The sequence below is a fragment of the Enterobacter sp. N5-15 genome (assembly GCF_057221635.1).
Genome location: NZ_CM170150.1, coordinates 2,537,163 through 2,564,102, shown reverse-complemented (window position 1 = coordinate 2,564,102; position 26,940 = coordinate 2,537,163). Strand labels below are relative to the sequence as shown.

The window sequence follows — 26,940 nt, the reverse complement described above, 5'->3', positions numbered from 1 at the left end:
AATATTTTCAGGGGCGTTTTTGTGGGGCGCTGCAAATAAATGACATAAGCCAAATTGAAAGAGGGAGATCGCCACCCCGATAAAATTGCCAAGCTGAAATAGCGTTTCGTTAACAGGATGAAAACGCTATCATTTGGTCAGTTTTCGTTAACACAGTGAGGCTGAGGTGAAAATTAACGTCATCGGAACCAGCGGGAGCGGAAAAAGCACGCTGGCGAAGCAGATTGCGACCGAACTGGCTATTCCCTATATCGAGATGGACAGACTCTACTGGCGACCCGACTGGCAGGGAACGCCGGACGATGTGTTTCAGGAAAAGCTGGAGCAGGCGCTACAGGCGTCGCCAGACTGGGTGCTCGACGGCAACTATAACCGCACGCGGCCCGTTAAATGGCGCAATGTAGACGTTGTGGTGTGGGTGGATTATGGGTTTGCCCGCACCCTCTGGCAGGCCGTCAACAGGGCAATCAAACGGGCCTGGCATAAACACGAGCTTTGGCCCGGAACCGGGAACAAAGAGAGTTTCCGGCGCGCGTTCTTCAGTAAAGAGTCCATTCTCATCTGGACGATGAAAACGTGGCGTAACAACCGCACGCGTTATGAAGCCGATCTGCAAAACCCGCAATATGGGCATATTCGTTTTGTCCGTATTACCCGCCGCGGGCAGGCGGAAACGCTGATTGCCGCCTTAAAGTCTTATTCTTAGCATGGTTTTATATATCTGATTTCCGGCAAACTAAATGTAAATTAATTGTTTCTCAGTGGTGAAATGCGCCTTTAATAATGTCGACATGTTAAGTCAAACGAGAACGCAACATGTCATGGCGAATCAGCATTCTGGATAAAAGCCCCATCGCTGAAAACGAAACGGCTGCCGATGCACTGGCGCGTACGCTGGCGCTGGCGCAGCAGGCAGAAAATCTGGGCTATCACCGCTTCTGGATTGCCGAACACCACAATACTCCCCATCTTGCCAGCCCCTCACCGGAGCTGCTGATTGCCTGGATCCTCGGGCAGACAACGCGCATCCGCGTCGGATCCGGCGGCGTGATGCTCCAGCACTACAGCCCTTATAAAGTCGCTGAGAATTTCAACGTGCTGGCCGCGCTGGCGCCCGGGCGCGTGGATCTCGGCGTCGGCAAAGCCCCCGGCGGTTTACCGCTCTCAACGCGTGCGCTGCAGCAGGGCTTGAATCAAGAGGAAAAGGGCAGCTTCGCCGAACAGCTGGCCCAGCTCGATCGCTGGATCCGTCCTGAACATCCGTCAACTGAGGATGCCGTCCGCGCCACGCCTCTGCCGCCGTCGCCTGCAGAACGTTTTCTGCTGGGCGCGAGTACCGATAGCGCGCTGCTGGCCGCCAGGCTCGGCTGGCACTTTGTTTTTGCCGCGCATCTGAACGGTGACCCGGAACTGCTGCGCGAGGTGGTATCGACCTGGCGTAAGAGCAGCACGCGGGACGTAATTGTGGCGGTACAGGCGATTGTCGCGCCGACGCAGGCCGAGGCAGAAGCCCTGGCGCAAAAGGTCGAAGTGTGGGGCGTTGAGCTGGCAAACGGCCAGCGCGTCACCGTGGCCAGCGAAGAGCAGGCCTACGCCTTTGCGCGTCAGGCGGGCAGCGAGCCGGTGCGCATTGCACGCCGGGCGCAGTCGCTGCTGGCCGGTACGGCTGAGTCGGTCCTGGAACAGCTTAACGCGCTGCACCAGCAGTGGGGCATTGACGAATTTATCATCGACACGCCGGTAGCGGAGGGAGCAACGCGCGTCGCGTCGCTGCGCCTGCTTGCCGAGGCGCGTCTTAACAGGGAGGTCACCGTATGAGCTTTGGCGAACAGCTGATTGCCTGGCGTCGCGAGCTGCACCAGAACCCGGAGCTTTCCGGCCAGGAAGTGGAGACCACGACGCGCCTGCGCCAGTGGCTGACGAATGCCGGGATTACCCCGCAGCCTTATGACCTGTCTACCGGACTGGTGGCGGAAATCGGCTCGGGCAGCAAACTGATTGCGCTGCGGGCGGATATCGACGCTCTGCCGATTGAAGAGCGCAGCGGCGTGCCGTTTAGCTCCCAGCGTGCAGGCGTAATGCATGCCTGCGGGCACGATATCCACACCAGCGTGATCCTCGGCGCCGCGTTGAAGCTGAAAGAGCGGGAAGCATCGCTTAACGGCCGGGTGCGGATCCTGTTTCAGCCTGCCGAAGAGAACTTTGGCGGTGCGAAGAGCATGGTGCGGGCCGGTGCCCTGCGCGACGTCAGCGCCATCTTCGGCATGCATAACGAGCCCGGCCTGCCGGTCGGTGAGTTCGCTACCCGCGGCGGGCCGTTTTATGCCAACGTCGATCGCTTCGTGATCCGCATTACCGGTAAGGGCGCGCACGCCGCACGTCCGCACGAAGGCAACGACGCGATTGTGCTGGCGAGCCAGCTGGTGACGGCGCTGCAAAGCGTCGCCAGCCGCAACGTCAATACGCTGGATTCGGTGGTGCTGAGCGTGACGCGCATTGCGGGCGGTAACACCTGGAACGTGCTGCCGGAAAGCGTCGAGCTGGAAGGCACGCTGCGCACCCATCGCACGGAGGTGCAGCAGAACGTGAAAGCCCGCGTGGGTGAAATCGCCGCCGGGTTTGCCAGCGCCTTTAGCGCGCAGATTGATATCACCTGGTATGCCGGGCCCACCGCGCTGGTGAATGACGAGCGCTGGGCCGATTTCGCCACCTCGGTCGCCCGGGACGCTGGATACGAAACCCGACACGCCGAGCTGCATATGGGCGGGGAAGATTTCGCGGTCTATCTGCAGCAGATCCCGGGGGCGTTTGTCAGCATCGGCAGCAACAGCCCGTATGGTTTACATCATCCGGCCTTCAATCCGGATGAAGCCTTAATTGAGCCCGCTGCCCGCTATTTTGCAGAGCTTGCGGAAAAAGCCCTGCAACACGTTTAATTCTTAAGAGGTGAATATGTCTGCACATCGTCAACTGCGGCTGGGGACCATTTTGCATGGTGCATCCGGAAATATGTCCGCCTGGCGTCACCCTGAGGCCGTCGCCGATGCCAGTATCAATTTTGATTTCGTCAAAGCGACGGCGTTAAAGGCGGAGGAGGGCAAACTCGATTTTTTATTCGTTGCCGACGGTCTCTATATCAACGAGAAATCGATCCCGCATTTTTTAAACCGCTTTGAACCGCTGACGGTGTTATCCGCTCTCGCCAGCATCACCTCGCGCCTGGGGCTGGTGGGAACTTTATCCACCTCCTACAGCGAGCCCTTCACCACGGCGCGCCAGTTCGCCAGCCTCGATCACCTCAGCAATGGACGCGCGGGCTGGAACGTAGTGACTTCGCCGCTGGAAGGGTCAGCAAAGAACTTTTCCCGTGAAAAACACCCCGAGCATGCGCTGCGCTACCGGATTGCGGATGAGTATCTCGACGTGGTGAAAGGGCTGTGGGATTCCTGGGAGGGCGACGCCTTTGTGCGTAATAAGGAGAGCGGTCAGTTCTTTGATTCGGCCAAACTGCATACCCTCGACCACCACGGTGATTTCTTCCAGGTCGCCGGCCCGCTGAATATTGGGCGTACGCCACAGGGACGACCGATTGTCTTTCAGGCGGGCGCGTCGGACGACGGGAAAAAGCTGGCGGCGAAACATGCCGACGCCATTTTTACCCATCACGAAACCCTCGACGAAGCGAAAGCCTTTTACCGCGACGTGAAGCAGCAGCTGGAAATTAACGGACGCCGCGCGTCAGATTTACATATTTTCCAGGGCGTCAGCGTGATTGTGGGTAAAGACGCCGATGACGTGGAAAACCAGTATCAAACCACGGCGGCGCTGGTGTCGATTAACGATGCCCTCAACTACCTCGGGCGTTATTTTGAACATCACGATTTCAGCCAGTATCCGCTCGACGAGCCGTTCCCGGATATCGGCGACTTAGGCAAAAACAGCTTCCGCAGCACCACCGATGAAATTAAGCGTAATGCCCGCGAGCGCAATTTAACCCTGCGTCAGGTAGCGCTGGAAGCCGCCTCGCCGCGTCCGCGCTTTTCCGGCACGCCGGAAGAGGTGGCAGACGGTCTGCAGGCCTGGTTTGAAGGCTATGCCGCAGACGGCTTCATCATTCAGGGCGGTACGCCGGATACCTTCCCGCGCTTTGTTGACCAGGTGGTGCCTGTTTTACAGGCGCGCGGCCTGTTCCGTACCGACTACCCGGGCACCACGCTGCGCGAAAGTCTGGGCTTAGACGAACCTAAAAACCAGTTCACACAACAATAAAAGAGAACCCCGCTATGCAGAAAACATCGCTTATTCTGGCGCTCGCGCTGGCCTTTACCCCTGCCGTCTGGGCAGAGAATGTGAATATTAACGGCACCGGCGTGAGCATCGAGGCCAATAAAACGCCGGTTAATACCGTCAAAAATGGAGAGGCGGTGGCACAGCTGCCGAAAGATTATCGCTTCGCCGTGCCGGGGAAATTTACCGTGGCGGTGGCGGGCCTCAATCAACCGCCGCTGACGGTGTTTTCCGATGACAACAAAACGCTGCTGGGGAGTGAAGTGGACGTCGCCCGCCTGGTCGCTGACAGCCTGGGGCTGGAGCTGAACGTGGTGCCGACCTCCTGGGAAGACTGGCCGCTGGGCGTGGCCTCCGGGAAATATGATGCCGCCATCAGCAACATCACCGTCACCAAAGAGCGTAAAGAGAAGTTTGACTTTGCCACCTACCGTAAAGATTCCCTCGGGTTCTACGTGAAATCAAGCAGCCCGATCAAGTCGCTTGAGAAGGCTGAGGACATCGCCGGGCTGCGGATTATCGTTGGCTCCGGCACCAACCAGGAGGCCATCCTGCTCGCATGGAACGCCGAAAACCTGAAGAAGGGGCTGAAGCCCTTTACCCCGATCTATACCAAAGACGATGCGGCACAAACGCTGGCGCTGCAGTCCGGACGCGCGGATGCGTACTTTGGCCCGAACGTGATCGGCGCGTGGAAAGCGGCGCTGAACGGGAAAACCAAACTGGTGGGTAGCGTCGACGGCGGCTGGCCGAAGGCGGCGCACATTGCCGTGACGCTGAAAAAAGGCAGCGGGCTGGTTGAGCCGGTGCAAACCGCGCTAAACGGCGTCATCAAAAACGGCGATTACGACAAAGTGCTGAACCGCTGGGGGGAAGGGGTTGAGCGCATTCCTCAGTCAGAAGTGAACCCGGCTGGCCTGGGCGATTAAGGAGGCGTGATGAGCGAACGATTTCGTGATGTTTCCCCGGAAGATGCCGAGCTTCAGCCCATCATTGAGGGGCTGTTCGGCGAATATGCCGCCCGTTACGGGGACTACTTCTCTAAAGACGCGGAAGTGGAACTCACCGAGTGGTATTTAGCGCCGCAGGGGCTGTTTATCGTGCTGGAGCGCGACGGGAAGATTATCGCCACCGGCGCGTACAAACCTTTCGACGAACGCACCGCGGAAATCAAACGCATCTGGACGGACAAAACCCTGCGTCAGCAGGGGCTTGCCGGGCGCGTGGTGCAGGAGCTTGAGCGCAGGGCGGTGCTGGCAGGATATAGCCAAATCTACCTGACAACCGGTTTTCGCCAGCCGGAAGCGGTCAGGCTTTATCTCAGCCAGGGCTATCAGCCGCAGTTCGATCTGAACCGGGATCCGGAAGAGTACAGCCAGCCGCCGTTTGACGGTCGGCTGCGCTTCACTAAAACGCTTGTACGCGAAGCGTTCAGTAAAACCGCATGAGGAACGACGATGAGCAACGTTGAAACCATTAAGGTGGTCCCGGCGCGTTATCCGCTGCGGACCGTCGGCGCCGCGGTGGCGCTGTTTGTCCTGGCGGTCGTGATTCAGTCCGTGGCCTTTAACCCGCGCTGGGAGTGGGCGGTGTTCGCCCGCTGGTTCTTTGACCCGGTGATCCTGGAAGGCGTAGGGCAGACCCTGCTGCTGACCCTGATTGGCACCGCGCTGAGCGTGGTGTTGGGCGGCATGCTGGCGCTGGCGAGACTGTCCTCGTCGTGGCTTCTGAGCAGCCTGGCGTGGGCCTACATCTGGCTGTTTCGATCGCTGCCGCTGATTGTGGTGCTGATCGTTCTGTACAACTTTTCCTATCTCTACGACACGCTCTCTCTCGGCGTGCCGTTCACCGGCATCACCTGGGGCAGCTTTGAAACCATCAACGTGCTGGGGCAGTTTTCTACCGCCGTGGTGGGGCTAACCCTGGTGCAGAGCGCCTATACCGCCGAGATCATTCGCGGCGGATTCCTCGGGGTCGACCACGGGCAGTACGAGGCCGCCGCCGCGCTCGGCCTCCCGGCCTGGCGCCGCACGGTGCGCATCATTTTGCCTCAGGCGCTGCGCACCATTCTGCCGTCGGGGTTCAATGAAATCATCAGCCTCGCCAAGGGCACGGCGATGGTGTATGTCCTGGCGATGCCGGAACTGTTCTATACCATCCAGATGATCTACAACCGCACGCAGGAGGTGATCCCGCTGCTGATGGTCGGTGCCGCCTGGTACCTGGCGATCACAACCGTCCTGTCCGCTATCCAGTATGGCGTCGAGCGCGCGCTTGCCCGCAGCGAACGCCGCTCTGCCGTTAACCAGAACCGTGCCACCCGTCGTACCCGTTCCGTCACCACCACGCCAGCACAGGAGCCCGTCCATGCAAGCCTCTCCTGAAGGACATATTTCGATTACCGGCGTCAGCAAGTTTTTTGGCCGCCATAAGGCGCTCGACAACGTTTCGCTTGAGATCCCGCCCGGGTCCGTGACGGTCATCCTCGGGCCGTCCGGCTCCGGTAAATCGACGCTGCTGCGCACCATTAATCACCTGGAGCGCGTCGACGAAGGCTTTATCCAGATTGACGGGGATTACATTGGCTATCGTCGTCAGGGCGATAAGCTCTATGAGCTGAAGGAGAAGGAGATCCTCAAACAGCGCGTCAACGTGGGCTATGTGTTCCAGAACTTCAATTTGTTTCCGCATCTCACCGTGCTGGAAAACCTGATAGAGGCGCCCATCGCGCACAAAAAGCTCAGCAAAAAAGAGGCGGTGGAAAGGGCGTACAGCCTGCTGGACGTGGTTGGGCTGCGGGATAAAGCCGATGCCTGGTCACGCCATCTTTCCGGCGGTCAGCAGCAGCGTATTGCCATTGCCCGCGCGCTGGCGCTGCGTCCCCGCGTGATGCTGTTTGATGAACCCACCTCGGCGCTGGATCCGGAGCTGGTAGGGGAAGTGCTGGACGTGATCAAAAAGCTGGCCCGGTCCGGCACCACGCTGGTGGTGGTGACCCACGAGATCGGCTTTGCCCGGGAAGTGGCGGATCAGGTGGTGTTTATGGTCGACGGAAAAATCGTCGAGCAGGGAAGCAGTGACGAGGTATTAAACCGTCCGTCACATGCGCGAACGCGCCAGTTTCTCTCCAAAGTCTTGTAAGGAGTGCCAATGAAATATGGACTTCTGGCGGGGCTGTTCTTCACGACGGCGAGCCACGCCAGCATTGATTTGAAAGCCAACGAACAGCCGCTGCCGGTGACGGTGGATCGGCAGGCCGTGGCGAAGATCCCCGCCAATTATAAATTCGTTGAGCCGGGTACGCTGACGGTTGCCGTTTCGGCGTTGAATTCTCCGCCGCTGGCGCTGCTGGCCAGCGATAACCGTACGCGCATTGGCAGCGATCCGGATATCGCCCGTCTGCTGGCGGGCAGCCTGGGGCTAAAGTTGAAGCTGGTGCCGACGGCGTGGGAAGACTGGCCGCTGGGGATCGCCTCCGGGCGCTACGACGTGGCGCTGGTGAACATTGCGGTGACCGAACAGCGTAAAGAGAAGTTTGATTTTGCGACCTACCGCGTCGATTCGCTGGCTTTTTCGGTGAAATCCACCAGCGAGATCCAGTCAATCAAAAGCGCGGAAGATCTGGCAGGGAAAAAGGTGATTGTTGGCTCCGGTACGAATCAGGAGCGCATTCTGCTGGGCTGGAACGAAGAGAACAAAAAGGCGGGGCGGACGCCTGCGCTGCCGGTCTATCTCCACGACGATGCCTCGGGCAATCTCTATATTCAGTCCGGCAGGGCGGATGTGTTCTTTGGCCCTCAATCGGTTTCAGCCTACAAAGCGGCGCTCACCGGCAAAACCCGCGTTGTCGGTTTAGGGCCGAAAAAAGCCTATGTCGCGACCACCACCAAAAAAGGCAATGAGCTGGTGTACGCGCTGCAGGCCGCGCTGGACGGCGCGATTAAGCGCGGAGATTACCAGAAGGTGCTGGCGCGCTGGGGCGAGCAGGGGGAAGCGGTGGTGCAGTCGGAGGTCAACCCGCCTGGGATAACCTACTAATGGTGCTCTACACTTAGGGTTTTCATCCCGCAGGGGGCAACATGATTAAACTCTATGGCGTACCCGGCTGGGGCTCGGCAATCGGTGAAGTGATGCTAACCCTGGCTGATATCCCTTATCAATTTATCAACGTGGACGGGTTTGACCAGCCCGGTCCGCAGCGTGAGCTGCTGCAAAAGCTCAACCCGCTGTGTCAGGTACCCACGCTGGAGCTGGAAAATGGCGCCATCATGACCGAAACGGCGGCGATTGCCCTGATGGTGCTCGACAGATGTCCCGATCTCGCCCCGCCCGTGGGGCAGGCCGAACGCCAGCAGTTTCAGCGTCTGCTGATCTGGTTTGTGGCCAACGTCTATCCCACGTTTACGTATGCGGACTATCCCGAGCGCTGGGTGCCGGACGCGCCGGAACAGCTGCAGAAAAACTGCATTGAATACCGGAAGTCCCTCTATTTGTGGTTCGAAACTCAGCTCAAGGCCGCACCGTTTGCGTTGGGTGAACCGCTGACGCTGCTGGACGTGTATATCGCGGTGGCGCGCACCTGGGGGCCACGCCATGACTGGTTTGCGGCCAATACGCCGAAACTGACGGCCATCGCAGATACCGTATGCCAGCTGCCGGAACTGCACAAGGTGTTAAAGGCCAACGGTATTATCTGATAACGTGGAGCCACGACTCACAACTGGAAGCCTGCATATGCCACACGTAGATATCAAATGTTTTCCCCGCGATTTGAACGACGAACAAAAAACCGCACTGGCCGAGGATATTGCTGAGGTCATTATTCGCCATTTCAACAGCAAAGACAGTTCGGTGTCCGTTGCGTTGAATCAGGTGGATCCTGAGGACTGGAAAGCGCAGGTCTGGGATACCGAAATAGGGCCGAAGCTGGACGAGTTAATCAAAAAGCCAGGCTATTCAATGTAAGCTCAACTGCCGGGGGGATCGCTCCTTCCCGGTTTTTCCCCGCCTCGCCTTCCCGCTTTTCGCAAAAATCGATAAAAATGCGTTTTGTCTTATCCGTTACACTTTACGTTTCTGACTGACAGCTCATCAATCCTTAGGAAAGATCTCCAACAGAATCAGTTAAGGACAGACACGTTAAAGGATAATTTTCTCATGACAAAATTACCCCGTTTTTCACTCGCCTTTCTTCATCCCCGTTACTGGCTAAGCTGGGCCGGCATTGCCGGACTGTGGCTTATCATGCTGCTCCCTTATCCGCTGTTGTTCAGCATCGGTCATGGCCTTGGTCGACTGGCAATGCGCCTGCTTCCGCGCCGCGTCGAGATTGCCCGCCGCAACCTTGAGCTTTGTTTTCCGGAGATGAAAAAGGATGAACGCGAGTCATTGCTGCAGCGTAATTTTGAATCGGTAGGAATGGGGGTGATCGAAACCGGAATGGCATGGTTCTGGCCTGCATGGCGGGTGCGGAAATGCTTTACGGTGACGGGTTATGAGCACATGGAAAAGGCCAGGGCGCAAGGAAAGGGCGTGGTGCTGGTGGGGATGCATTTTCTGACGCTTGAGCTGGGCGCGCGGATATTTGGCATGCTTAACCCCGGTATTGGGGTGTATCGTCCCAACAATAATGCGCTGCTGGACTGGCTTCAGACGCGCGGACGCCTGCGCTCAAATAAAACCATGCTCGATCGTCATGATTTAAAGGGGATGATCCGCTCGCTGAAGCAAAATGAGATTTTGTGGTACGCCCCGGACCATGACTATGGCAAAACCAATAGCGTCTTTGTGCCGTTTTTTGCGGTTCCGGATGCCGCCACGACCGCGGGTAGCTATATGCTGGTCAAAAGCGCTAAGCCTGCCGTCATTCCCTTTGTGCCGCGCCGCAGGGCGGACGGCACCGGCTACGAACTGATTATTCTGGAGGATATCAGCGAGGCGCTGCAGGGGGGAGATAAAGAATCTGTTGCGACGCAGATGAACAGGGCGATTGAGCAGGCGGTACGGATGGCGCCAGAACAGTATATGTGGCTGCACCGGCGCTTCAAAACGCGTCCTGAAGGTCAGCCTGACCGGTATGCCCGCCGCAAGAGCGTGGCACCACGGGCTGATATCCTGTCCGCCGCCGATCTTTCCGACCGGTCAGGCGTCCAGCACTAAGGCAGCAAACCTGCCCTCACCGTGCAATGAGGGCAGGCGCGAGATTTACAGCGCAGACCTGCGGTACGGCGCGTAGTCCGCCTGCCACCAGGTCTTCTCGATACGCGCCATCAGCGTCTCATCATCTATCGCCGGAGCCATGCCCTGTTCAATCGCGGCTCGGGCGACTGCGACGGCAATCTGGCGTGAGACCGTTTCAATCTGATCTACCGGCGGCAGCAATCCGCCTTTTTCCGTGGTGACCAGCGGAGACTGCGCGGCCAGGCTGCGGCTTGCTGCCATCAGCATCTCTTCCGTCACCCGGCGTGCGTTACAGGCCAGCACGCCCAGCCCCAGGCCCGGGAAAATATAGGCGTTGTTACACTGGGCGATCTCGTAGTGCGCATTCTCCCAGAATACCGGGGCGAACGGGCTGCCGGTGGCCACCAGCGCGGCACCCTGAGTCCAGGCGATAAGATCCTGCGGCTGGGCTTCCGCCCGCGAGGTCGGGTTCGAGAGCGGCATGATGATTGGGCGCGGACAGTGGCGATGCATCTCTTTGACAATCTCTTCGCTGAACAGCCCCGGCTGGCCTGAAACGCCGATCATCACCGTAGGATGCGCGTTCTTCACCACGTCCAGCAGGGAAATATTCTTCGCGTCTACCTGCCAGCTGCAAACGGCGTCGCGCGCGGTAAGCAGGTTTTTCTGGAAATCGAGCAGGTTAGTCATGTCGTCGGTCAGCAGGCCGAAGCGGTCGACCATAAAGATCCGGCTGCGCGCTTCCGGCTCGCTCAGGCCGTCATCCACCATCAGCGCCACAATTTTTTCAGCTATCCCGCATCCGGCAGAACCGCTGCCCAGGAAGACCACGCGCTGGTCGCGAATGCGCGTGCCCGCCGCATGCGCCGCCGCCATCAGCGTACCGGCGGTGACGGCGGCCGTGCCCTGGATATCATCATTGAAGCAGCACAGCTGGTCGCGGTAGCGCTGGAGCAGCCTGGTGGCGTTTTTCTGCGCGAAGTCTTCAAATTGCAGGAGAACATTGGGCCAGCGCGCTTTAACGGTGCTGACAAACATATCCATAAACTCAGCATACTGATCGTCGCTGATGCGCGGATGACGCCAGCCCATGTACATCGGGTCGTCGAGGTGCTGCTGATTATTGGTGCCGACATCCAGCATAATCGGGAGGGTAGAGGCCGGATGGATCCCCCCGCAGGCGGTATACAGCGACAGCTTACCAATTGGGATGCCCATTCCGCCGATACCCTGATCGCCAAGCCCTAAAATACGTTCCCCGTCCGTCACCACAATCACGCGAACGTCGTTGCGCGAAAAACTTTGCAGCATCTCATCAATACGATGGCGGTTAGGCCATGAAATAAACAGGCCGCGCGCGCGTCGATAAATCGTGGAGAAATGCTCGCAGGCTTCACCGACCGTCGGGGTATAGATAATCGGTAACGTCTCTTTCAGATGCAAACGCAAGAGGTTATAAAAGAGCGTTTCATTGGTGTCCTGGATATTTCGCAGGTAAACATGACGCGAAATATCGCTTTTAAAATGACAGAACTGCACCCAGGCGCGCTCGGTTTGTTCTTCAATAGTTTCAACGTTGTGCGGCAATAGTCCATGCAGATTAAAATTGTCACGCTCTTCTTTGATAAATGCGAGCCCCTTATTTAACAGCGGATTTTCCAGCAATACGGCCCCATTATAGGGGGTGTACAGAACTTCTTTCCGGGACATGGTTAACTCCTGAATTTTTTTAATAAAACAGATTAAGAGATGAAATAGATCATAATGCCTTCGGTCACGACCCCGACGGCAGTGCCAATTAATATGGAAGAGGATGCGGTATCAATATAGGTATCGCTGCGTAAAGCAAACATCCCCGCGGCAATAGCGGAAGGCGTTGCGCCAATAATGACGACCTGCTGCAGTAAGGTATGGCTCAGGCCAAAGGCGATCCCTGCGGCGGCCATCATTGCCGGCTGAATCAGGTTTTTAATACTGATATTGGTAAATGTCTGCACATTCAGTTTTGGACGCTCGCCGTAAAACAGCAGGCCGAGGGCAAACAGGGACAGTCCGCCTGAAACCTTTCCAACCATCTCAATAGGCATGCTGAGAATAGAAGGAATTTGCACACCGGCCAGACTGAGCAAGACGCCGGAGACCGGGATCCAGACGATTGGATTGCGTGCCGCTTTGATGAGGTTTTGCACGATCATCGCGCCCGGGTGCAGCGCCTCCAGGCCATCATGTCCGTTTTTATCACCCATACGAATCAGGACGATAGTCAGGGGGATCATGATAACGCTGGTAATAATGTTGCCGATCAGCACACCGATAAATCCTTCCGGCCCAATCAATACCGCCAGGACCGGTGCGCCAAAGTAGGCCATATCAGGAAAGGCGCAAACCAGAGACTGAATGGCGCTGGTTTTGATATCGTGACGAAAAACGTAGCGTGAAATAAAAAGCGTCAGTAAATACGACCCCATTAAACCGACAACTAAAACGGCCATAAAGGTCAGGTTCTTAATTTTATTGGGGTCGGTATGCAATGCACCAATAAAAAGATGGAAAGGAAGGGCGAAACGAATCACCACGGTTGCCATGACGTTTGCATCTTCACGCCGGGAATATCCCAGCTTTCCACTTAGCCATCCAAGTAACATTATAAAGACGAGCGGAAACAGTGACTGTAATAGTAATGAAGGCATAGTATTTCCTGTAGGGAATTTTATGTGTTTTATTGCAGCGCTAATCTAGCGCTTAGATAGCAGGGCAGGAGTGACAAGGGTCACACTCTCTCTGGTTTTATTAATTTCAAAAGATTGCATTAACCGTCACGAATACTTTAGTTACTTAATGATGAATTAAGTTATTTAAAGGGAAAGGGTAGTGTTGTTCACATTTCTCTCCGATACCTCATGTTAATTTCACCCTGAGTCTGTTTTTAGAAAAGGCCATCTACGTCATTATTTATATTTAAGAACATTTTTTCGTATCAGGAATAGTTTCAGTTATTCCTTTCTCTGTATATCCGAACACAATTTTCAGGTGATTATATGAAAGATAATCCTGTACCGACTTCTGAGCTGTCTACCTCGCGTTTTGCCTTTGGGCTCAACAATACCGAGGTGGGCACGGTCCCTTTGATGCTGTTCGTCGGGATTGCCGCCATTGTGGCGACGTCCGCCTGGGCAGGGCTGCTGCCGAAAAATATGATAGGTGGACTCGCGGTCATCATGACCCTTGGTTTCGCGTTTGCCAAAGTGGGGCGTCAAATCCCGGTGCTGAAGGATATCGGCGGCCCGGCGATCCTGTGCCTGATGGTGCCCTCCGTGCTGGTCTATTTTGGCGTATTCGGGAAACATACCCTTGATACCGTGCATCTGCTTATGAAAGAGGCGAATCTGCTCTATTTCGTCATCGCCTGCCTGGTGGTCGGCAGTATTCTGGGGATGAACCGGGTGCTGCTAATCCAGGGGATGATGCGCATGTTTGTTCCGCTGGTGGCGGGAACATGCATGGCCGTGCTAAGCGGCCTCATTGTAGGCTCACTGTTTGGTTATACGCCTTACCACACCTTCTTCTTCATCATTGTGCCCATCATTGGCGGCGGGATTGGCGAGGGGATTTTGCCGCTGTCCCTGGCCTATTCGGCAATACTGGGGCAGACGCCGGATGTCTACGTTGCGCAGCTGGCACCCGCTGCGGTCGTCGGGAATATCTTCGCCATTATTTGTGCGGGCTCGCTGGCGCGTCTCGGCGCGAAACGTCCTGCGCTTTCGGGAAATGGCATGCTCACGCGAAGTAAAGACGACGCCAGCCTGTTTGCCGGGGCGCAAAGCACGCAGCAGACGGATTTTCATCTGATGGGGGGCGGATTACTGATGGTGTGCGCGTTTTTCATCGTCGGCGGATTGTTTGAAAAACTGGTACACATTCCCGGCCCGGTGCTGATGATCCTGATTGCCGTTCTGTGTAAGTACTTCAGGGTGATCCCGGCCTCAATGGAGCAGGGCGCGCACAGTTGCTATAAATTCGTCTCGGCTGCGCTGGTCTGGCCGCTGATGATCGGCCTCGGAATGTTATACGTGCCGCTTGAGAGCGTGGTATCGGTCTTCTCGGTGGGATACGTGGTGGTATGCGGTTCGGTTGTGATTGCGATGGCGCTGAGCGGCTACTTTATCGCGTCGCGTCTGAATATGTATCCTGTGGAAGCGGCCATTGTGACCTGCTGCCACAGCGGGCTGGGCGGAACGGGGGACGTGGCCATTTTGTCCGCGTCTAACCGGATGTCGCTCATGCCGTTCGCGCAGATCGCCACCCGCATCGGCGGCGCGTCGACGGTGATTTTCGCCACGCTGCTGATGGGCTGGATTATGGCGCGCTGATCCGAAACGTCAGGATACTGAATCGCAACGACATTTTCAGGATGTCGCTGCGGTTCAGTCCTTTATAAATATCACCGTACTGTATAGAATTACCGCATCCACAGCGACGGGATACCACACGATGACCGGAAGAGTTGATTATCAGATTGAAAAATATCTCCTTACCGAAGCCGCCGAGCCGGAGCGTCTAACGCGCCAGTGGGCAGAGGTAATGGAGGAGTGTCGTGAGCAAAAGTCCGGTGCAGAGGAGCGGCTGCGCCTCGCGTTGCTTAATGTGGATTACGTCACCAGCTTCGAGCTGCCCTTCAGGCTGCTTCTTACCCGTGCGCCCCAGCTGATAGACGTTGTCAGAAAAGAGCTTCAGCTCAGCCAGAAAAATGTTCTGTTTAACGGCAAGCGCTTTGGCTGCGTCTATAGCCTGAAAAGGGATCTCGACGGAATACCTGACGAGTTTACCTATCAGCTGAAAACGCGGATCCAGCGAAGTGACGCGACGGGATGTAATGAATTACCTTACAGGCAAATTGCCCAGCAGGTTAAAGCCCCCCGCGAACGACTTAAGCTGGCGCTGGAAAATGGGTTAGCGGTAACGGCACTCGACGGGCTTTTCTGGTTTGGCATTCAGCGCATTGCGGCGGATGTACAGAGGTTAAGGAAAATGGGCGTGAGGATTGTGACGTCTGAGACCGAGGTCTTCGATACGCTTACAAAGACCAGCCGACGGATCCCTGTTTATAGCCTTGCTCGCCCTGAATGAGTATTCGCCGCTGACCTTCGACGGCCTCAAACATGACGGAAAATTGCGGCCAATTTTTTTACAGCGTCTTCTATTTCCCTCTCCGTGTAAGCGGCAAATCCCATTAAAAAACCGGTGGACGCGGGGGGACCTGCATATAAATCGGTAAGCCCAAGTATATCAACACCCGCGCGGCGGGCGGCGGTGGCTATCTCTTTCTCGGATATTCCGTGCTTCAGGTGACAAGGCATTTGCATCCCCCCCGCTGGCGTTTCACAGGCAACATACTCGGAAAGATACGTTTCTATCATGCTTGCCAGCGTGTTGCGACGAGCAACGTAAATACTCCGCATCTTTCGAACATAGGCGCCAAAATGGCCTCCCTCCAGAAATTTAGCCAGCGTCAGCTGGGTTATTGAGGCGGTGTGACCATCCATTAACGTCCTCGCCATGGTAAAGGGCTCTATCAGTTCTGAGGGAACGATGATGTAGGCAATTCGCAGCCCGGGGAAAAGAGACTTGGTGAACGTGCCGATATAAATTGTCCGGTTGTACGTATCAAGCCCCTGAAGACTGGCCATAGGCTTACCTTCGTAGTGAAACTCACTGTCATAGTCATCCTCAATGATCCAGGCTCCGTAACGGTTTGCCCATTTAACAACTGCCAGCCGTCGGTCAAGAGAGAGCGTCACCCCGGTAGGGTACTGATGAGACGGCGTAAGGTAGATCGCCCTGGCTGGCTCGGTCAGAGAATTAAGACCGTCAACCGAGATGCCTTTTTCATCAAGAGGAACCGGAATACAGCGAAGTCCTGCAGCCTTGAACGCTTTGTGTGCCCCTTGATAGGAGGGATCTTCAATGACAATGCCATCCCCGGCGTCCATCAGCACGTGGGAACAGAGCGCAAGCGCCTGTTGAGAACTTGTCAGAACGATGACCTGTTCTGCCCTCGCACGCGTTCCGCGCTCAAGGTTGACATATTCCGCAATGGCCCGTCGCAGGCGTTCTATACCCTGTGGTGGACTTTGCTCTAACGCCTGGTGCTGAAACTCCTTCATGACCTGTCGCTGAAGACGCTCCCAGATCGGAATGGGAAACATGCGGGTTTCAGGAATGCCGGGCGCAAGGGGGCGAGGGGCGGAAAACTCGCGGATCCCGCCGCTTTCATAAACGGTATTTCCCCGGACGCTGAGTTTTGCTTTTCGTATCTCAGCGGTTGGCTGAAGCTGTCGAGGACGGGGTTTTAAAAAACGCGCGCTGGAAGAGACGAAGCTCCCTCTGCCCGTTTGTCTCTCAATAAAACCTTCGGCATGCAGGCTGGAGTAGGCCGCTTCTATGGTATCCCGGGAAACGCTGAGAGAAGCCGCCAGCGCGCGTGAGGCAGGAAGGGCCTTACCGTGAGAGAGTACCCCTTCCAGTATCAGCGTCCGTATTGCTCTCTGGATCCTTTCATGAAGGGGTAGCGATCCGTTAGCGGGGTCGATAATCCATGCCTTAACCGTTTCAAGCTGTGCGTGCTTAAACATTACGTTGTCCACTTTCCCTCTGCGTCTCTTAATTCTAAAGCAATATTACACGCAGCAGGATGAAAAATTGGTCTGCCTTGATGGCGAGAATTGGCGGGGCAAAACGTGCCATTCAGCGAATACACTCTTCCTGAAACGAATAAACGGGTGAGAGAAGAGGCACTATGAATAATACGAGCGTGACAATTGAGGCAGTTAAAGAACGTGATTTTGAAAGCTGGATGCCGCTGTGGGGAAAATATCAGGCGTTTTACAACGTCGATCTGTCCGGGGCCATTACTGAACGAACCTGGCAGCGATTTTTCAGCCCCGTTGAGCCGCTATACTGCGTGGTGGCGCGATGTAATGGAGACATAGTGGGTTTTGCGCATTATCTCTTTCACCGTTCGACCTGGGCTGAGAGCGATTACTGCTACCTCGAGGATTTATACGTCTGCGAAGCCGTCAGGGGCAAACACATTGGCAAACAGTTAATAGAATATGTTCAGAGAGAAGCCAGAAAACATCATGCCACTCATCTTTACTGGCATACGCATGAAGCCAACTATCGCGGGCAACGATTGTACGACTGGATTGGCAAAAAAAGTGGAATGATTGAATATCGTATGCAGGTAAGATAAATCCCTTAGCTGACGTAATGCCCCTGACATCTTTACGGGGCATTTTCAGGGGAAACGGGCTTGTCCTTACGATTTAGCCTGTAAAAGTATCGCCATCAGCCCCGGAAAGCGGGCATCCAGATCCTCTCTTCGCAACGAAATCATGTTTTCTCGTCCCTGCGGGCGCTGCCAGATCACGCCGCTGTCGCGCAGTACGCGCCAGTGATGGGTCATCGTGGATTTCACCACATCTTCCGGGCGCAGCGCGTTACAGCTGAGTTCGCTGCCATCGGCCAGCCGGCGAATTATCGACAGCCGGAGCGGGTTGCCGAGGGCAAACAGCACATTTTCCAGCAGTATTTGTTCAGTTTCAGGGTGGTTTGGGATCATCGTTTTCCTGCGTTTGGCGTCAGATTGAGCTATATCAACAATAGGTCAACCGTTAAAAAATAGTTCGATAATACTCGTACAATAGGACTATTATAGCAAACGAACGAATGCACGACCATCCTGGTCGTCACAGACAAGTCATAAGACTTAAGGAAATATCATGCCCCGACCCATCCCACTCGAACGTTATCGCAACATCGGTATCTCCGCGCATATCGATGCCGGTAAAACCACCACCACGGAGCGCATCCTGTTTTATACCGGGATGAGCCACAAGCTGGGTGAAGTACACGATGGCGCGGCAACCACTGACTGGATGGCGCAGGAGCAAGAGCGCGGGATCACGATTACCTCCGCGGCGGTAAGCTGCTTCTGGCCGGGTATGGACAGAGGATATGAACCGCACCGGATCAACATCATCGACACCCCGGGGCACGTGGATTTCACCATTGAAGTGGAACGTTCCATGCGCGTACTTGACGGTGCCGTGATGGTGTATGACTCCGTGGGCGGCGTGCAGCCGCAGTCGGAAACCGTCTGGCGTCAGGCCAATAAATATCACGTTCCGCGACTGGCCTTCGTCAACAAAATGGACCGTCCGGGCGCTGATTTCTTCCGCGTCGTACGCATGATGCAGGAACGCCTGAAGGCCAACCCGGTGCCGATTGTCATCCCGGTGGGTGCCGAAGATCATTTCACCGGCGTGGTGGACCTCATCAAGATGCGCACCATTCTGTGGGACGATGCGACGCAGGGCATGGTATTTACCTACGCGCCCGTGCCGGATGATTTAGTCAGCACCGCCCGGGAATGGCGGGAGAAAATGGTCTCTGCGGCGGCGGAAGCCAGCGACGATCTGATGGATAAATACCTGGAAACGGGCGAGCTCGACGAAGCGGAAATCATCAGAGGTCTGCGTATTCGCACCATCTCGGGCGAAATCCAGCCGATGCTGTGCGGCAGCGCGTTCAAGAATAAAGGCGTACAGCGCATGCTCGACGCGGTGATTGAACTCATGCCGTCGCCGCTGGACGTGCCGGCCATTGATGGCGTGGATGAAAAAGGGCAGCACGCGGAGCGTCATCCAAGCGATGATGAGCCGTTCTCCGCCCTGGCGTTCAAGCTGATGAGCGACCCGTACGTCGGGCAACTGACCTTTATCCGCGTGTACTCTGGCGTGCTGCGCAAAGGCGACGCGGTGTACAACCCGGTAAAAGGGAAGAAAGAGCGTATCGGGCGTATCGTGCTGATGCATGCCAACGATCGCCACGAGGTGGACGAACTGCGCGCCGGGGATATCGCGGCCTGCGTTGGGCTGAAAGATGTCACGACCGGCGACACGCTGACCGACCCTAATGCCGTCATCACGCTTGAACGCATGGAGTTCCCGGATCCGGTGATTTCTCTGGCGATCGAGCCGAAAACCAAGGCCGATCAGGAGAAAATGGGGATTGCCTTGCAGCGTCTGGCGGCGGAAGATCCGTCTTTCCGCCTGCATACTGACGAAGAGTCCGGCCAGACCATTATCTCCGGGATGGGTGAGCTACACCTCGAGATTATCGTTGACCGCATGAAACGTGAGTTTGGCGTCGAGGCGAACATCGGTCGTCCGCAGGTGACCTACCGTGAAACCCTGCGTAAAGCGGTGAAGGATATCGAAGGCAAATTTGTCCGTCAGTCCGGCGGTAAAGGGCAGTACGGCCATGTGGTGCTGAGCCTGGAGCCGCTGGAGCCTGGAAGCGGTTTTAAATTTGAAGATGCCACCAAGGGCGGCGTGGTACCGCGCGAGTATATCCCGTCCGTTGAGAAAGGGCTGCGGGAAGCGATGAACAGCGGCGTGCTGGCGGGCTATCCGGTCGTCGATGTCAAAGCGACGCTGACGTTTGGCTCATATCACGACGTCGACTCCTCGGAGATGGCGTTCCGCATGGCGGCGATCCTCGGCTTCAAAGAGGGTGCCCGCAGGGCGGATCCGGTGATTCTCGAGCCGATCATGCACGTGGAGGTGGAAACACCGGAAGAGTACGCCGGTAACATTATGGGCGATCTCTCTTCCCGCCGCGGCATGGTGCAGGGGATGGCAGAGCAGTACGGAAGCCAGATTATTCGTGCAGACGTGCCGCTGTCAGAGATGTTTGGTTATGCCACGACATTGCGCTCGATGTCGCAGGGTCGCGCGACGTATACGATGGAGTTCCATCATTTTGCGGAAGCACCGCGGAATGTTGCGGATGAGATTATTTCACGACGTGCGAAGTAATTAATTAATTGCACACGGTAGCCGCTGGGCTATCGTGTGCTTTTTCCTCTGCAACAGAGGGCGTTTCCTTTCATATCACGTTTTTACTTTATCAGCGTGGCCGAGCGAACTTTCCATACGCCTTTTTCCTGAATGAGACAATCTGCTACAACGTGATCTTGTTTCTTCCCAAACGCGATATAGACGTTTGTGCAAACGGCATCAAAATCAGAATGTAAGACGGTTATCTGATTCCAGTCTTCATCCCAATCCTGCGATTTGATGAACATATCCGCATCTGGCATATCTTTTTCGTTACTGTCGCCAGAGTACATTTCTTTAATTGCTGCAAGGGTTCCTGAGGCTACGTATTCGTTCAAGATGTCTGGATTAAGTACTGGCGGTTTGTTCTGTTCTAACTGCGCGATATACCATTTATTGAATTTAGGCGCCGCCTGGCCCGGTGAAGAGACGCTATCTGCGACCGCGAATGGAGACACAGCGAAAAGAAAAAAACAGAGTGTTTTCATTAGTCATGCCTGAACAGTTCGTAATGGGGCTGTATATTTCGATAAGCCTGTCCGGGATACAGAGTGCGTTGTACAAAATCGCTTATCCACTGCTGACAATCGTAGATGCAAACGTGCCCGCTATCGTGACCCACAATATTTTGGATAACGGCTACGTCACCGGCATGAGGTTGATCGTTTACCAGGCGGAATCCAGCGTTGACCAATGTACGCCCCATGTCTTTTGCCAGACGCGTATTGGGGATTTTTAATCTTCCACCCGTTCTGATCGCTTCGGTGACGTAGTGAGCACAATAATCCGTGCTCTTCGGTTGGGCATGTGATTTGGCATACGAGATTGCGCCATCTTTATTCCATGTCATTGATATTTCCTTAACGCGAGAGTGCTAATGCAGCAACTCAGGAAATATCCTCCGTTTTAAAACACAATAGTAAACATAAAATGCCATAGAAATTTACTATAATTCAGTAGGATATGATTAAGTAAATCAATCCAGCGCCTTCACCATCTTCCCGCTCGCCACAAACGTCCCGGCTCCAAGATGATGGAGGGTATTCAGCTTATCCTCGTCAAACTGCCAGCGTCCGGCGACAAACGCGCGTTCATCGGCTGCCGCTGAAACCACTTCCCCAAACAGCGTATCGTATTTTTCTGCCGCCGAGGTGACGGGTAATAAACGACACTCCATCCATGCCAGACATTTTTCTTCAATCACCGGCAGGCCAAGTTCAGGACCGTTAACGACCGGGATCCCGTAGCAGTTGAATTTGTCTTCATCGCGCCCGCTGACGCTACCGACCGCGTATGTCCAGTTGGCCGCCGCCACGCCGGGGATGACGATGCCAAATTTCCCGCTGCGTTCAATCAGCTCACGTGACCAGGTACTTTTATCTACTACTATTGCGATACGCGGCGGCTCAAACTCAACGGGCATTGACCATGCGGCGGCCATCACGTTGCGTCTGTCGAGACTTTCATCCCGACTGGTGATAAGCACAGTTGGACCGTGGTTCAGCAGACGGCTGGCGTGACGTAATTCAACAGGTCGAAAGTGGCTCATTAGGATCTCCTCATCTACACCGATGAGTATGACGAAAAAGCACGGAAATCAAAGTGAGTGCGTAAAATTAGTTTATAAACAGAACATCACAATCAAAGGAAACTGATTCATGTCCCCATTCCTGACCGCCTATTTCGCCCGCATCGGCTGGACGCAACCGACACGAGTGGATATCGACACCCTGCGCGCGCTGCATTTACATCACAACTGTGCGATCCCTTTTGAGAATATTGATGTCGTTCTGCCGCGCGAAATCCAGCTTGACGATCGGTGCCTGGTCGACAAGCTGGTCGCCGCACGTCGCGGAGGGTACTGCTTTGAGCAAAACGGCCTGTTCGAACGCGTATTGCGCGAGGTCGGGTTTACGGTGCGTAGCGTGCTGGGACGCGTGGTATTAGCGAGTCCGCCGCAAATGCCCCCGCGCACGCACCGCCTGCTATTGGTCGAGCTTAACGGTGAGCGCTGGATTGCCGATGTTGGCTTTGGCGGCCAGACGCTGACGGCGCCGATTCGTCTGCTCGCCAGTGAAGAACAAGAGACGCCGCACGGGCTTTATCGACTGCTGAGCGAGGGTAATGACTGGGTGCTGCAGTTCCGTCACCACGAGCACTGGCAGTCCATGTATCAGTTTGACCTGACAACGCAGTATTTCAGTGATTACGTGATGGGGAATTTCTGGTCGGCGCACTGGCCGCAGTCGCATTTCCGTCATCATCTGTTGATGTGTCGCCATCTGCCTGACGGCGGCAAGCTGACGCTGACTAACTTTAACTTTACCCACTGGCAGAGTGGCCATGTGGAGGAGCAGATCCACCTGCCGGATGCAAAGGCGCTTTACCAGCTGATGCAGGAACGCTTTGGACTGGGCGTTGACGATGCAAAGCACGGATTTTCACTGGCGGAGCTCACGGCCGTGATGGCGGGTTTTGAGACGCAGGGAAAATAACGCACTTCGCTATCGGCCGCGAAACTCGCGTCGATAGCGGGAAGGTGAGGTATTGAGCAAATTGTGAAAGTGACGGCGTAAAGAGGTCGTCGAGGGAAAACCGACGCGCTCGGCAATGTCATCCACCGGCTGGTCGGTTTTTTCGAGATAGCGCTGTGCGACGATGATGCGCTGGTTGAGCAGCCAGCGCGAAAAACTTTCCCCCGTGGTTTGCTGGAACCGCCGGGTAAAACTGCGTCGGCTCATGCAGGCTTTCTCCGCCACGCAGTCCAGCGTGAGTGCGAGCTGAAGATTCTCCGTCGCCCAGGCCAGCGCATCGGTGAAATAATCCCCGCGACGCGTATTCTGAACCGGCAGCTCGACATACTGCCGCTGTCCGCCTTGGCGGTGCGGCGGTACAACCAATAAGCGCGCCACGCCGTTTGCCACTTCGGCACCCCATGCCTGACGCACCAGATGCAGGCAGCAATCAATACTCGCCGCCGTTCCCGCAGAAGTGACAACGTCACCATCATCAATATAAAGCACGTCTTTATCCATCTGCACGGAGGGATAGAGGCGCTGAAAATCAGCCGCCCATCGCCAGTGCGTTGTCGCAGGACGATGTTCCAGTAAACCGGCGGCGGCAACCACAAATGCGCCCATGCACAAACCCACAATGCGTGCCCCCGCAGCATGGGCCTTTTGCAGCGCCAGCAGGAGGTCGGGATCCGGGGCTCGCTCGGGAACATCCCAGCTTGGGACGATCACCATATCCATTCCGGCCAATGCATCCAGCCCGCGTTCAACAACGATAGAAAATCCGGCATTCGTCTTCAGTACGCCGGGCATCGTGGCGCAAACAACAAGCTGACAAAGAGGCTCGCCTTGTGGCGTAAGCGCTTTCTCAAACACGGCATACGGCACCGAAAGGTGAAAAGGGATGATGCCATCAAATACCACAATACCAATTTTCAACGTCATAAGAGCCTCCATGTGCCAGCCAGTATAGAAGTCTGGCTGGCGACAGGGATCAAGTCAGGTCTTATTTTGTGACCGGCAGTGCCATAACGTCTTTGGTGGTCATTACTTCAGCGAATACATCGGCCACACCGGCTATTGCCGCCCGCTGCAGCGTTTTGTGATCCACCACGCCGCCCTGGCCGTCATCCAGATCGCGCGTTGCGGTTGCATCTTCAGGAATAATCACGCTGTAACCCAGCGGTACAGCGTCACGCGCGGTCGACGAAATGCACATGTGCGTCATCAGGCCAATCACAATCACCTTTTTAATCCCTTTTTTCTTTAATTGCGCATCCAGATCGGTGCCAACAAAAGAGCTCGGGGTCGCTTTGGTGATAATGGCGTCTTGCGCTGAAGGTTGCAGATCTTTATGGAACTGCGCATAGACAGATCTTTCGGCAAACAGCGGGCTGTCTTTCGGCCCCATATGACGAACGAAGTAGACCGGTATCCCTTGTTGGTGGGCATAGGTGACCAGTTTTTGACTGTTTTGCAGCACGTTTTCACCATCTGGTATCACCATCTGACCGTGAAAATCTTTTGATGCGTAATATTCGTTTTGAATATCCACCACGATTAACGCAGTTTCAGACGTCGATAAGGAAGGGGTAGCTTCTGCGCCCGTCATCGCGCGAATGGTTTTGGTATTCATGCGGGTTGTCTCCTGCGCGGTAGCATAAGTGGAAAATGCGCTCATCATGCCGATCATCACTGCCGTACGAAAAAATGGTTTCATCACGATAACTCCCTCTGTGTTGTGTTCGGGAGCCATTATTCCTCAGCGTCTCCAACCGCAGGAGTGACCTGAAGAACCAATAACGGTACTTTTGGGCCAAATTACTGCGTAAACTTGCTGATCCAGGGGCTGTTGTTTTCACCAGACCAAAGTTGCACAAGCATCTCTCTGAATTTTTCCGCAGCCGGGCTGAGCGGCGTTTCACGGCGTTGGACCAGCCCCAGCGTACGCCGTATGACGGGTTCAATCAGCGGACGGCTGACAAGGACATGATGTTCGTCGGTCGGCATCGCCAGGCTGGGAACGACAGACACGCCAAGGCCCGCTTCCACCATCCCCAGCGACGTTGACAGATGACGCACTTCATAAAACCAGTTCGGTTTCCAGGCCATTTTCTCGAACGCCTGATCGATAAGCGATCGGTTCCCGCTGGAGCGCCTTACTCCAATCAGCTTCATGCCCGCCAGATCGTCCCATGTCACCAGCGGTTTTTTCGCCAGCGCGTTGTCACGTCGGCATGCCAGAACAAAGGGTTCATTCACCAGCGGCGCAAAATCGATATTTGGATGTGTGACGTTTATCATATTTATGCCGAAATCTGCGTCGCCATTTAACACCGCTTCGAGACAATCGCTGGCACTGTGCTCAAGTATGCGGATACGGATGTTTGGGTAGTCATTGTTATAATCACGTATCACTGAAGGCAGAAAATAGAACGCGGCGGTAGGGATACAGGAAACGGTAATAACCCCTGCCTGATGCGTCGCCATCTCTTTAATACTCAGGATCGCGCTTTCATAAAAATCGATTAAATTCTTTGCCTTAGGTAAAAATTCCCTTCCCACGGTTGTGAGCTTGACGCTGCGCGTGGACCGTTCAAACAGCGTGGTCCCCAGACTCTCTTCGAGCTTCTGAATTCTGCGTGTTAAAGCTGGTTGTGAAATGTGAAGAAATTGCGACGCTTTTGTAAAACATCCGATTTCTGCAATTTTTACAAACGCTTGTATTCCCTGTAATTCATGCTGCATATCCGCACCCGATTATTGCTTGCCTATACCCACGGTAACGCAAGGGCTATTAATACGCAAAGCGTATTAATCCTGCTTTTTTTGACATTAGAGTTATCAACGGGAGTGTGAAAACCTTATTGCGTTCCTGATAAACGCGAAATGAGAAAAAGACATGTTAAAGATCCCTTGCGTATTAATGCGTGGCGGTACCTCAAAAGGCCCGGTCATTCTGGCCAGCGATCTGCCTGCGGAAACCGAAGCGCGTGACGCGGTTTTACTCAGCCTGATGGGTGCAGGCCATGAACTCGAAATTGACGGCATAGGCGGTGGAAGCCCGCAAACCAGTAAGGTGGCGATCGTCAGTGCTTCCGACAGCCCGGACGCGGATGTGGATTACTTATTCGCCCAGGTGATGGTGAACGAACGTCGCGTCGATACCACGCCAAACTGCGGCAATATGCTCTGTGCCGTCGGCCCCTTTGCCATTGAAAAAGGGCTGGTGAAGGCGCAAAGCCCGGTGACGACGGTGCGTATCCGCAATCTCAACACCGGAACGCTGGTCGACGCAGAAGTACAAACGCCTGAGCATCGCGTCGTGTATGAAGGCGATACACAGATCGACGGTGTGCCGGGTACAGCGGCACCGATTGGCTTAACCTTCCTGAATTCTGCGGGGTCGAAAACCGGGAAACTGCTGCCAACGGACAGCGTGACAAACGTGTTCGACGGTATCGAAGTCACCTGTATTGATATGGCGATGCCGATGGTCCTGATTGACGCGTCGGCGCTGGGCAAAACAGGCGGGGAGTCACCGGCAGAATTAGATGGCGACAGGGCGTTTAAGGAAAGGCTGGAGAACCTGCGCCGTCAGGCTGGCGCGGCGATGGGGTTAGGGGACGTGTCAAACAAGGTGATCCCTAAACCGGTTCTTCTCAGCCGCGCGCGTAACGGCGGAACGCTTCAGGTGCGCTATTTCATGCCGCATACCTGCCATAAATCACTGGCGATTACCGGCTCGATTGGTATCTCAACCGCGACGCTTATTGAAGGTTCCGTCGCCGCAAAAATTGTTGCCGATCGTCCAAAGGAACGCTTTACCAACATTATTGATATTGAACACCCCAGTGGAAAAATATCCGTATCGCTGCTGAGGGACGGAAATAATATCGAAAATACACGGGCAGCGGTTATTCGCACGTCGCGAAAATTATTTGAAGGCGTCGTTTGCGTGCCAGAAAAAATGCTCTCTGAAGTTGATTGATTAAAGTCTGAACTAAAAAACTTTCCATCTTAAAAAATACATTCTGTACCTTAACTATAATACTGAG

26 protein-coding genes and 1 pseudogene are annotated in these 26,940 nt (G+C 55.2%); 17 read left to right on the top strand and 10 right to left on the bottom strand.

Annotation, left to right across the window (positions count from 1 at the left end; all coding sequences use genetic code 11):
* Positions 1–166: 166 nt before the first annotated feature.
* The 11 genes and pseudogenes from AC2TE5_RS12200 (at position 167) to AC2TE5_RS12150 (ending at position 10,446) form a co-directional block, all read left to right on the top strand.
* A complete protein-coding gene (locus AC2TE5_RS12200; RefSeq protein ID WP_484611710.1) occupies positions 167–706 on the top strand; it encodes an AAA family ATPase in 540 nt (179 codons plus the stop codon).
* 110 nt (positions 707–816) lie between these two features.
* A complete protein-coding gene (locus AC2TE5_RS12195; RefSeq protein ID WP_213327638.1) occupies positions 817–1,818 on the top strand; it encodes an LLM class flavin-dependent oxidoreductase in 1,002 nt (333 codons plus the stop codon).
* Positions 1,815–2,936, top strand: a complete 1,122-nt coding sequence (locus AC2TE5_RS12190) for a M20 peptidase aminoacylase family protein (RefSeq protein WP_159514284.1) — start codon at positions 1,815–1,817, stop codon at positions 2,934–2,936. The genes AC2TE5_RS12195 and AC2TE5_RS12190 overlap by 4 nt, the downstream gene beginning before the upstream one ends.
* A gap of 16 nt (positions 2,937–2,952) precedes the next feature.
* A pseudogene (locus AC2TE5_RS12185) lies at positions 2,953–5,216 on the top strand (NtaA/DmoA family FMN-dependent monooxygenase).
* Between the two features lie 9 nt (positions 5,217–5,225).
* A complete protein-coding gene (locus tag AC2TE5_RS12180; RefSeq protein ID WP_008501765.1) occupies positions 5,226–5,735 on the top strand; it encodes a GNAT family N-acetyltransferase in 510 nt (169 codons plus the stop codon).
* Between the two features lie 9 nt (positions 5,736–5,744).
* Positions 5,745–6,671: an amino acid ABC transporter permease gene (locus tag AC2TE5_RS12175; RefSeq protein ID WP_484611709.1), complete on the top strand. Its 927-nt coding sequence runs from the start codon at positions 5,745–5,747 to the stop codon at positions 6,669–6,671.
* On the top strand, positions 6,655–7,428 hold the full coding sequence (locus AC2TE5_RS12170) for an amino acid ABC transporter ATP-binding protein (protein ID WP_023335851.1): 774 nt from the start codon (positions 6,655–6,657) through the stop codon (positions 7,426–7,428). The genes AC2TE5_RS12175 and AC2TE5_RS12170 overlap by 17 nt, the downstream gene beginning before the upstream one ends.
* 9 nt (positions 7,429–7,437) lie before the next feature.
* Complete coding sequence (locus AC2TE5_RS12165) at positions 7,438–8,325, top strand: ABC transporter substrate-binding protein (RefSeq protein ID WP_484611708.1); 888 nt, start codon at positions 7,438–7,440, stop codon at positions 8,323–8,325.
* Between the two features lie 41 nt (positions 8,326–8,366).
* A complete protein-coding gene (locus AC2TE5_RS12160; protein WP_484611707.1) occupies positions 8,367–8,984 on the top strand; it encodes a glutathione S-transferase family protein in 618 nt (205 codons plus the stop codon).
* Between the two features lie 37 nt (positions 8,985–9,021).
* Positions 9,022–9,252 carry a tautomerase PptA gene (gene pptA / locus AC2TE5_RS12155; RefSeq protein WP_223560643.1) on the top strand — a complete coding sequence of 77 codons (231 nt, stop codon included), beginning with the start codon at positions 9,022–9,024 and terminating at the stop codon, positions 9,250–9,252.
* A 192-nt stretch (positions 9,253–9,444) separates the two neighbouring features.
* The gene (locus tag AC2TE5_RS12150) at positions 9,445–10,446 is read left to right on the top strand and encodes a Kdo(2)-lipid IV(A) acyltransferase (RefSeq protein WP_213327629.1); all 1,002 of its coding nucleotides are present in this window, start codon (positions 9,445–9,447) and stop codon (positions 10,444–10,446) included.
* A gap of 45 nt (positions 10,447–10,491) precedes the next feature.
* On the opposite strand, the gene AC2TE5_RS12145 is transcribed toward AC2TE5_RS12150, so the two are convergent.
* Positions 10,492–12,177 carry an NAD-dependent malic enzyme gene (locus tag AC2TE5_RS12145; protein WP_484611706.1) on the bottom strand — a complete coding sequence of 562 codons (1,686 nt, stop codon included), beginning with the start codon at positions 12,175–12,177 and terminating at the stop codon, positions 10,492–10,494.
* Between the two features lie 32 nt (positions 12,178–12,209).
* Positions 12,210–13,157: an AEC family transporter gene (locus tag AC2TE5_RS12140; protein ID WP_024909596.1), complete on the bottom strand. Its 948-nt coding sequence runs from the start codon at positions 13,155–13,157 to the stop codon at positions 12,210–12,212.
* Positions 13,158–13,505: 348 nt separating this feature from the next.
* On the opposite strand from AC2TE5_RS12140, the gene AC2TE5_RS12135 reads away from it, so the two are divergent.
* Positions 13,506–14,837: a 2-hydroxycarboxylate transporter family protein gene (locus tag AC2TE5_RS12135; RefSeq protein ID WP_133549126.1), complete on the top strand. Its 1,332-nt coding sequence runs from the start codon at positions 13,506–13,508 to the stop codon at positions 14,835–14,837.
* 121 nt (positions 14,838–14,958) lie between these two features.
* Positions 14,959–15,594 carry an ECs1377 family protein gene (locus AC2TE5_RS12130; RefSeq protein ID WP_213327627.1) on the top strand — a complete coding sequence of 212 codons (636 nt, stop codon included), beginning with the start codon at positions 14,959–14,961 and terminating at the stop codon, positions 15,592–15,594.
* Between the two features lie 26 nt (positions 15,595–15,620).
* On the opposite strand, the gene pdxR is transcribed toward AC2TE5_RS12130, so the two are convergent.
* Entirely contained in the window at positions 15,621–17,099 is a 1,479-nt protein-coding gene (gene pdxR, locus AC2TE5_RS12125) for a MocR-like pyridoxine biosynthesis transcription factor PdxR (protein WP_484611705.1), read from the bottom strand.
* 164 nt (positions 17,100–17,263) lie between these two features.
* On the opposite strand from pdxR, the gene AC2TE5_RS12120 reads away from it, so the two are divergent.
* Positions 17,264–17,719, top strand: coding sequence for a GNAT family N-acetyltransferase (locus tag AC2TE5_RS12120; protein WP_213327625.1), 456 nt, complete (start codon positions 17,264–17,266; stop codon positions 17,717–17,719).
* 66 nt (positions 17,720–17,785) lie between these two features.
* Here the strand turns inward: AC2TE5_RS12120 and AC2TE5_RS12115 are convergent, their stop codons facing one another.
* Positions 17,786–18,088, bottom strand: coding sequence for an ArsR/SmtB family transcription factor (locus tag AC2TE5_RS12115; RefSeq protein ID WP_024909591.1), 303 nt, complete (start codon positions 18,086–18,088; stop codon positions 17,786–17,788).
* Between the two features lie 160 nt (positions 18,089–18,248).
* Here AC2TE5_RS12115 and fusA point away from each other — a divergent pair, with 160 nt between their 5' ends.
* A complete protein-coding gene (fusA, locus tag AC2TE5_RS12110; RefSeq protein ID WP_484611704.1) occupies positions 18,249–20,348 on the top strand; it encodes an elongation factor G in 2,100 nt (699 codons plus the stop codon).
* 83 nt (positions 20,349–20,431) lie between these two features.
* Here the strand turns inward: fusA and AC2TE5_RS12105 are convergent, their stop codons facing one another.
* From AC2TE5_RS12105 to AC2TE5_RS12095, 3 genes are all read right to left on the bottom strand, one after another.
* Positions 20,432–20,857, bottom strand: a complete 426-nt coding sequence (locus AC2TE5_RS12105; protein ID WP_484611703.1) for a DUF3828 domain-containing protein — start codon at positions 20,855–20,857, stop codon at positions 20,432–20,434.
* Positions 20,857–21,219, bottom strand: a complete 363-nt coding sequence (locus tag AC2TE5_RS12100) for a CHAP domain-containing protein (RefSeq protein WP_484611702.1) — start codon at positions 21,217–21,219, stop codon at positions 20,857–20,859. Before AC2TE5_RS12100 ends, AC2TE5_RS12105 begins: the two co-directional genes overlap by 1 nt.
* A 126-nt stretch (positions 21,220–21,345) precedes the next feature.
* Positions 21,346–21,918, bottom strand: a complete 573-nt coding sequence (locus tag AC2TE5_RS12095; protein WP_248237736.1) for a flavin reductase family protein — start codon at positions 21,916–21,918, stop codon at positions 21,346–21,348.
* Between the two features lie 109 nt (positions 21,919–22,027).
* On the opposite strand from AC2TE5_RS12095, the gene nhoA reads away from it, so the two are divergent.
* On the top strand, positions 22,028–22,864 hold the full coding sequence (nhoA, locus tag AC2TE5_RS12090) for an N-hydroxyarylamine O-acetyltransferase (protein WP_484611701.1): 837 nt from the start codon (positions 22,028–22,030) through the stop codon (positions 22,862–22,864).
* A 9-nt stretch (positions 22,865–22,873) separates the two neighbouring features.
* Here nhoA and AC2TE5_RS12085 read toward each other — a convergent pair whose 3' ends face one another.
* The 3 genes from AC2TE5_RS12085 to AC2TE5_RS12075 form a co-directional block, all read right to left on the bottom strand.
* On the bottom strand, positions 22,874–23,827 hold the full coding sequence (locus tag AC2TE5_RS12085; RefSeq protein ID WP_484611700.1) for a GlxA family transcriptional regulator: 954 nt from the start codon (positions 23,825–23,827) through the stop codon (positions 22,874–22,876).
* A 61-nt stretch (positions 23,828–23,888) separates the two neighbouring features.
* A complete protein-coding gene (locus AC2TE5_RS12080; protein WP_484613338.1) occupies positions 23,889–24,602 on the bottom strand; it encodes an isochorismatase family protein in 714 nt (237 codons plus the stop codon).
* A gap of 101 nt (positions 24,603–24,703) precedes the next feature.
* Positions 24,704–25,630, bottom strand: coding sequence for a LysR family transcriptional regulator (locus AC2TE5_RS12075; RefSeq protein ID WP_484611699.1), 927 nt, complete (start codon positions 25,628–25,630; stop codon positions 24,704–24,706).
* A gap of 154 nt (positions 25,631–25,784) precedes the next feature.
* On the opposite strand from AC2TE5_RS12075, the gene AC2TE5_RS12070 reads away from it, so the two are divergent.
* Complete coding sequence (locus AC2TE5_RS12070; protein WP_213327620.1) at positions 25,785–26,873, top strand: 4-oxalomesaconate tautomerase; 1,089 nt, start codon at positions 25,785–25,787, stop codon at positions 26,871–26,873.
* Positions 26,874–26,940: the final 67 nt, after the last annotated feature.

Bases quoted from the DNA above. Each gene is read 5' to 3' on its own strand.
- AC2TE5_RS12195 (WP_213327638.1), top strand. From the start codon at position 817: ATGTCATGGCGAATCAGCATTCTGGATAAAAGCCCCATCGCTGAAAAC.
- AC2TE5_RS12190 (WP_159514284.1), top strand. From the start codon at position 1,815: ATGAGCTTTGGCGAACAGCTGATTGCCTGGCGTCGCGAGCTGCACCAG.
- AC2TE5_RS12180 (WP_008501765.1), top strand. From the start codon at position 5,226: ATGAGCGAACGATTTCGTGATGTTTCCCCGGAAGATGCCGAGCTTCAG.
- AC2TE5_RS12175 (WP_484611709.1), top strand. From the start codon at position 5,745: ATGAGCAACGTTGAAACCATTAAGGTGGTCCCGGCGCGTTATCCGCTG.
- AC2TE5_RS12170 (WP_023335851.1), top strand. From the start codon at position 6,655: ATGCAAGCCTCTCCTGAAGGACATATTTCGATTACCGGCGTCAGCAAG.
- AC2TE5_RS12165 (WP_484611708.1), top strand. From the start codon at position 7,438: ATGAAATATGGACTTCTGGCGGGGCTGTTCTTCACGACGGCGAGCCAC.
- AC2TE5_RS12160 (WP_484611707.1), top strand. From the start codon at position 8,367: ATGATTAAACTCTATGGCGTACCCGGCTGGGGCTCGGCAATCGGTGAA.
- pptA (WP_223560643.1), top strand. From the start codon at position 9,022: ATGCCACACGTAGATATCAAATGTTTTCCCCGCGATTTGAACGACGAA.
- AC2TE5_RS12150 (WP_213327629.1), top strand. From the start codon at position 9,445: ATGACAAAATTACCCCGTTTTTCACTCGCCTTTCTTCATCCCCGTTAC.
- AC2TE5_RS12145 (WP_484611706.1), bottom strand. From the start codon at position 12,177: ATGTCCCGGAAAGAAGTTCTGTACACCCCCTATAATGGGGCCGTATTG.
- AC2TE5_RS12140 (WP_024909596.1), bottom strand. From the start codon at position 13,157: ATGCCTTCATTACTATTACAGTCACTGTTTCCGCTCGTCTTTATAATG.
- AC2TE5_RS12135 (WP_133549126.1), top strand. From the start codon at position 13,506: ATGAAAGATAATCCTGTACCGACTTCTGAGCTGTCTACCTCGCGTTTT.
- AC2TE5_RS12130 (WP_213327627.1), top strand. From the start codon at position 14,959: ATGACCGGAAGAGTTGATTATCAGATTGAAAAATATCTCCTTACCGAA.
- pdxR (WP_484611705.1), bottom strand. From the start codon at position 17,099: ATGTTTAAGCACGCACAGCTTGAAACGGTTAAGGCATGGATTATCGAC.
- AC2TE5_RS12120 (WP_213327625.1), top strand. From the start codon at position 17,264: ATGAATAATACGAGCGTGACAATTGAGGCAGTTAAAGAACGTGATTTT.
- AC2TE5_RS12115 (WP_024909591.1), bottom strand. From the start codon at position 18,088: ATGATCCCAAACCACCCTGAAACTGAACAAATACTGCTGGAAAATGTG.
- fusA (WP_484611704.1), top strand. From the start codon at position 18,249: ATGCCCCGACCCATCCCACTCGAACGTTATCGCAACATCGGTATCTCC.
- AC2TE5_RS12105 (WP_484611703.1), bottom strand. From the start codon at position 20,857: ATGAAAACACTCTGTTTTTTTCTTTTCGCTGTGTCTCCATTCGCGGTC.
- AC2TE5_RS12100 (WP_484611702.1), bottom strand. From the start codon at position 21,219: ATGACATGGAATAAAGATGGCGCAATCTCGTATGCCAAATCACATGCC.
- AC2TE5_RS12095 (WP_248237736.1), bottom strand. From the start codon at position 21,918: ATGAGCCACTTTCGACCTGTTGAATTACGTCACGCCAGCCGTCTGCTG.
- nhoA (WP_484611701.1), top strand. From the start codon at position 22,028: ATGTCCCCATTCCTGACCGCCTATTTCGCCCGCATCGGCTGGACGCAA.
- AC2TE5_RS12085 (WP_484611700.1), bottom strand. From the start codon at position 23,827: ATGACGTTGAAAATTGGTATTGTGGTATTTGATGGCATCATCCCTTTT.
- AC2TE5_RS12080 (WP_484613338.1), bottom strand. From the start codon at position 24,602: ATGAAACCATTTTTTCGTACGGCAGTGATGATCGGCATGATGAGCGCA.
- AC2TE5_RS12075 (WP_484611699.1), bottom strand. From the start codon at position 25,630: ATGCAGCATGAATTACAGGGAATACAAGCGTTTGTAAAAATTGCAGAA.
- AC2TE5_RS12070 (WP_213327620.1), top strand. From the start codon at position 25,785: ATGTTAAAGATCCCTTGCGTATTAATGCGTGGCGGTACCTCAAAAGGC.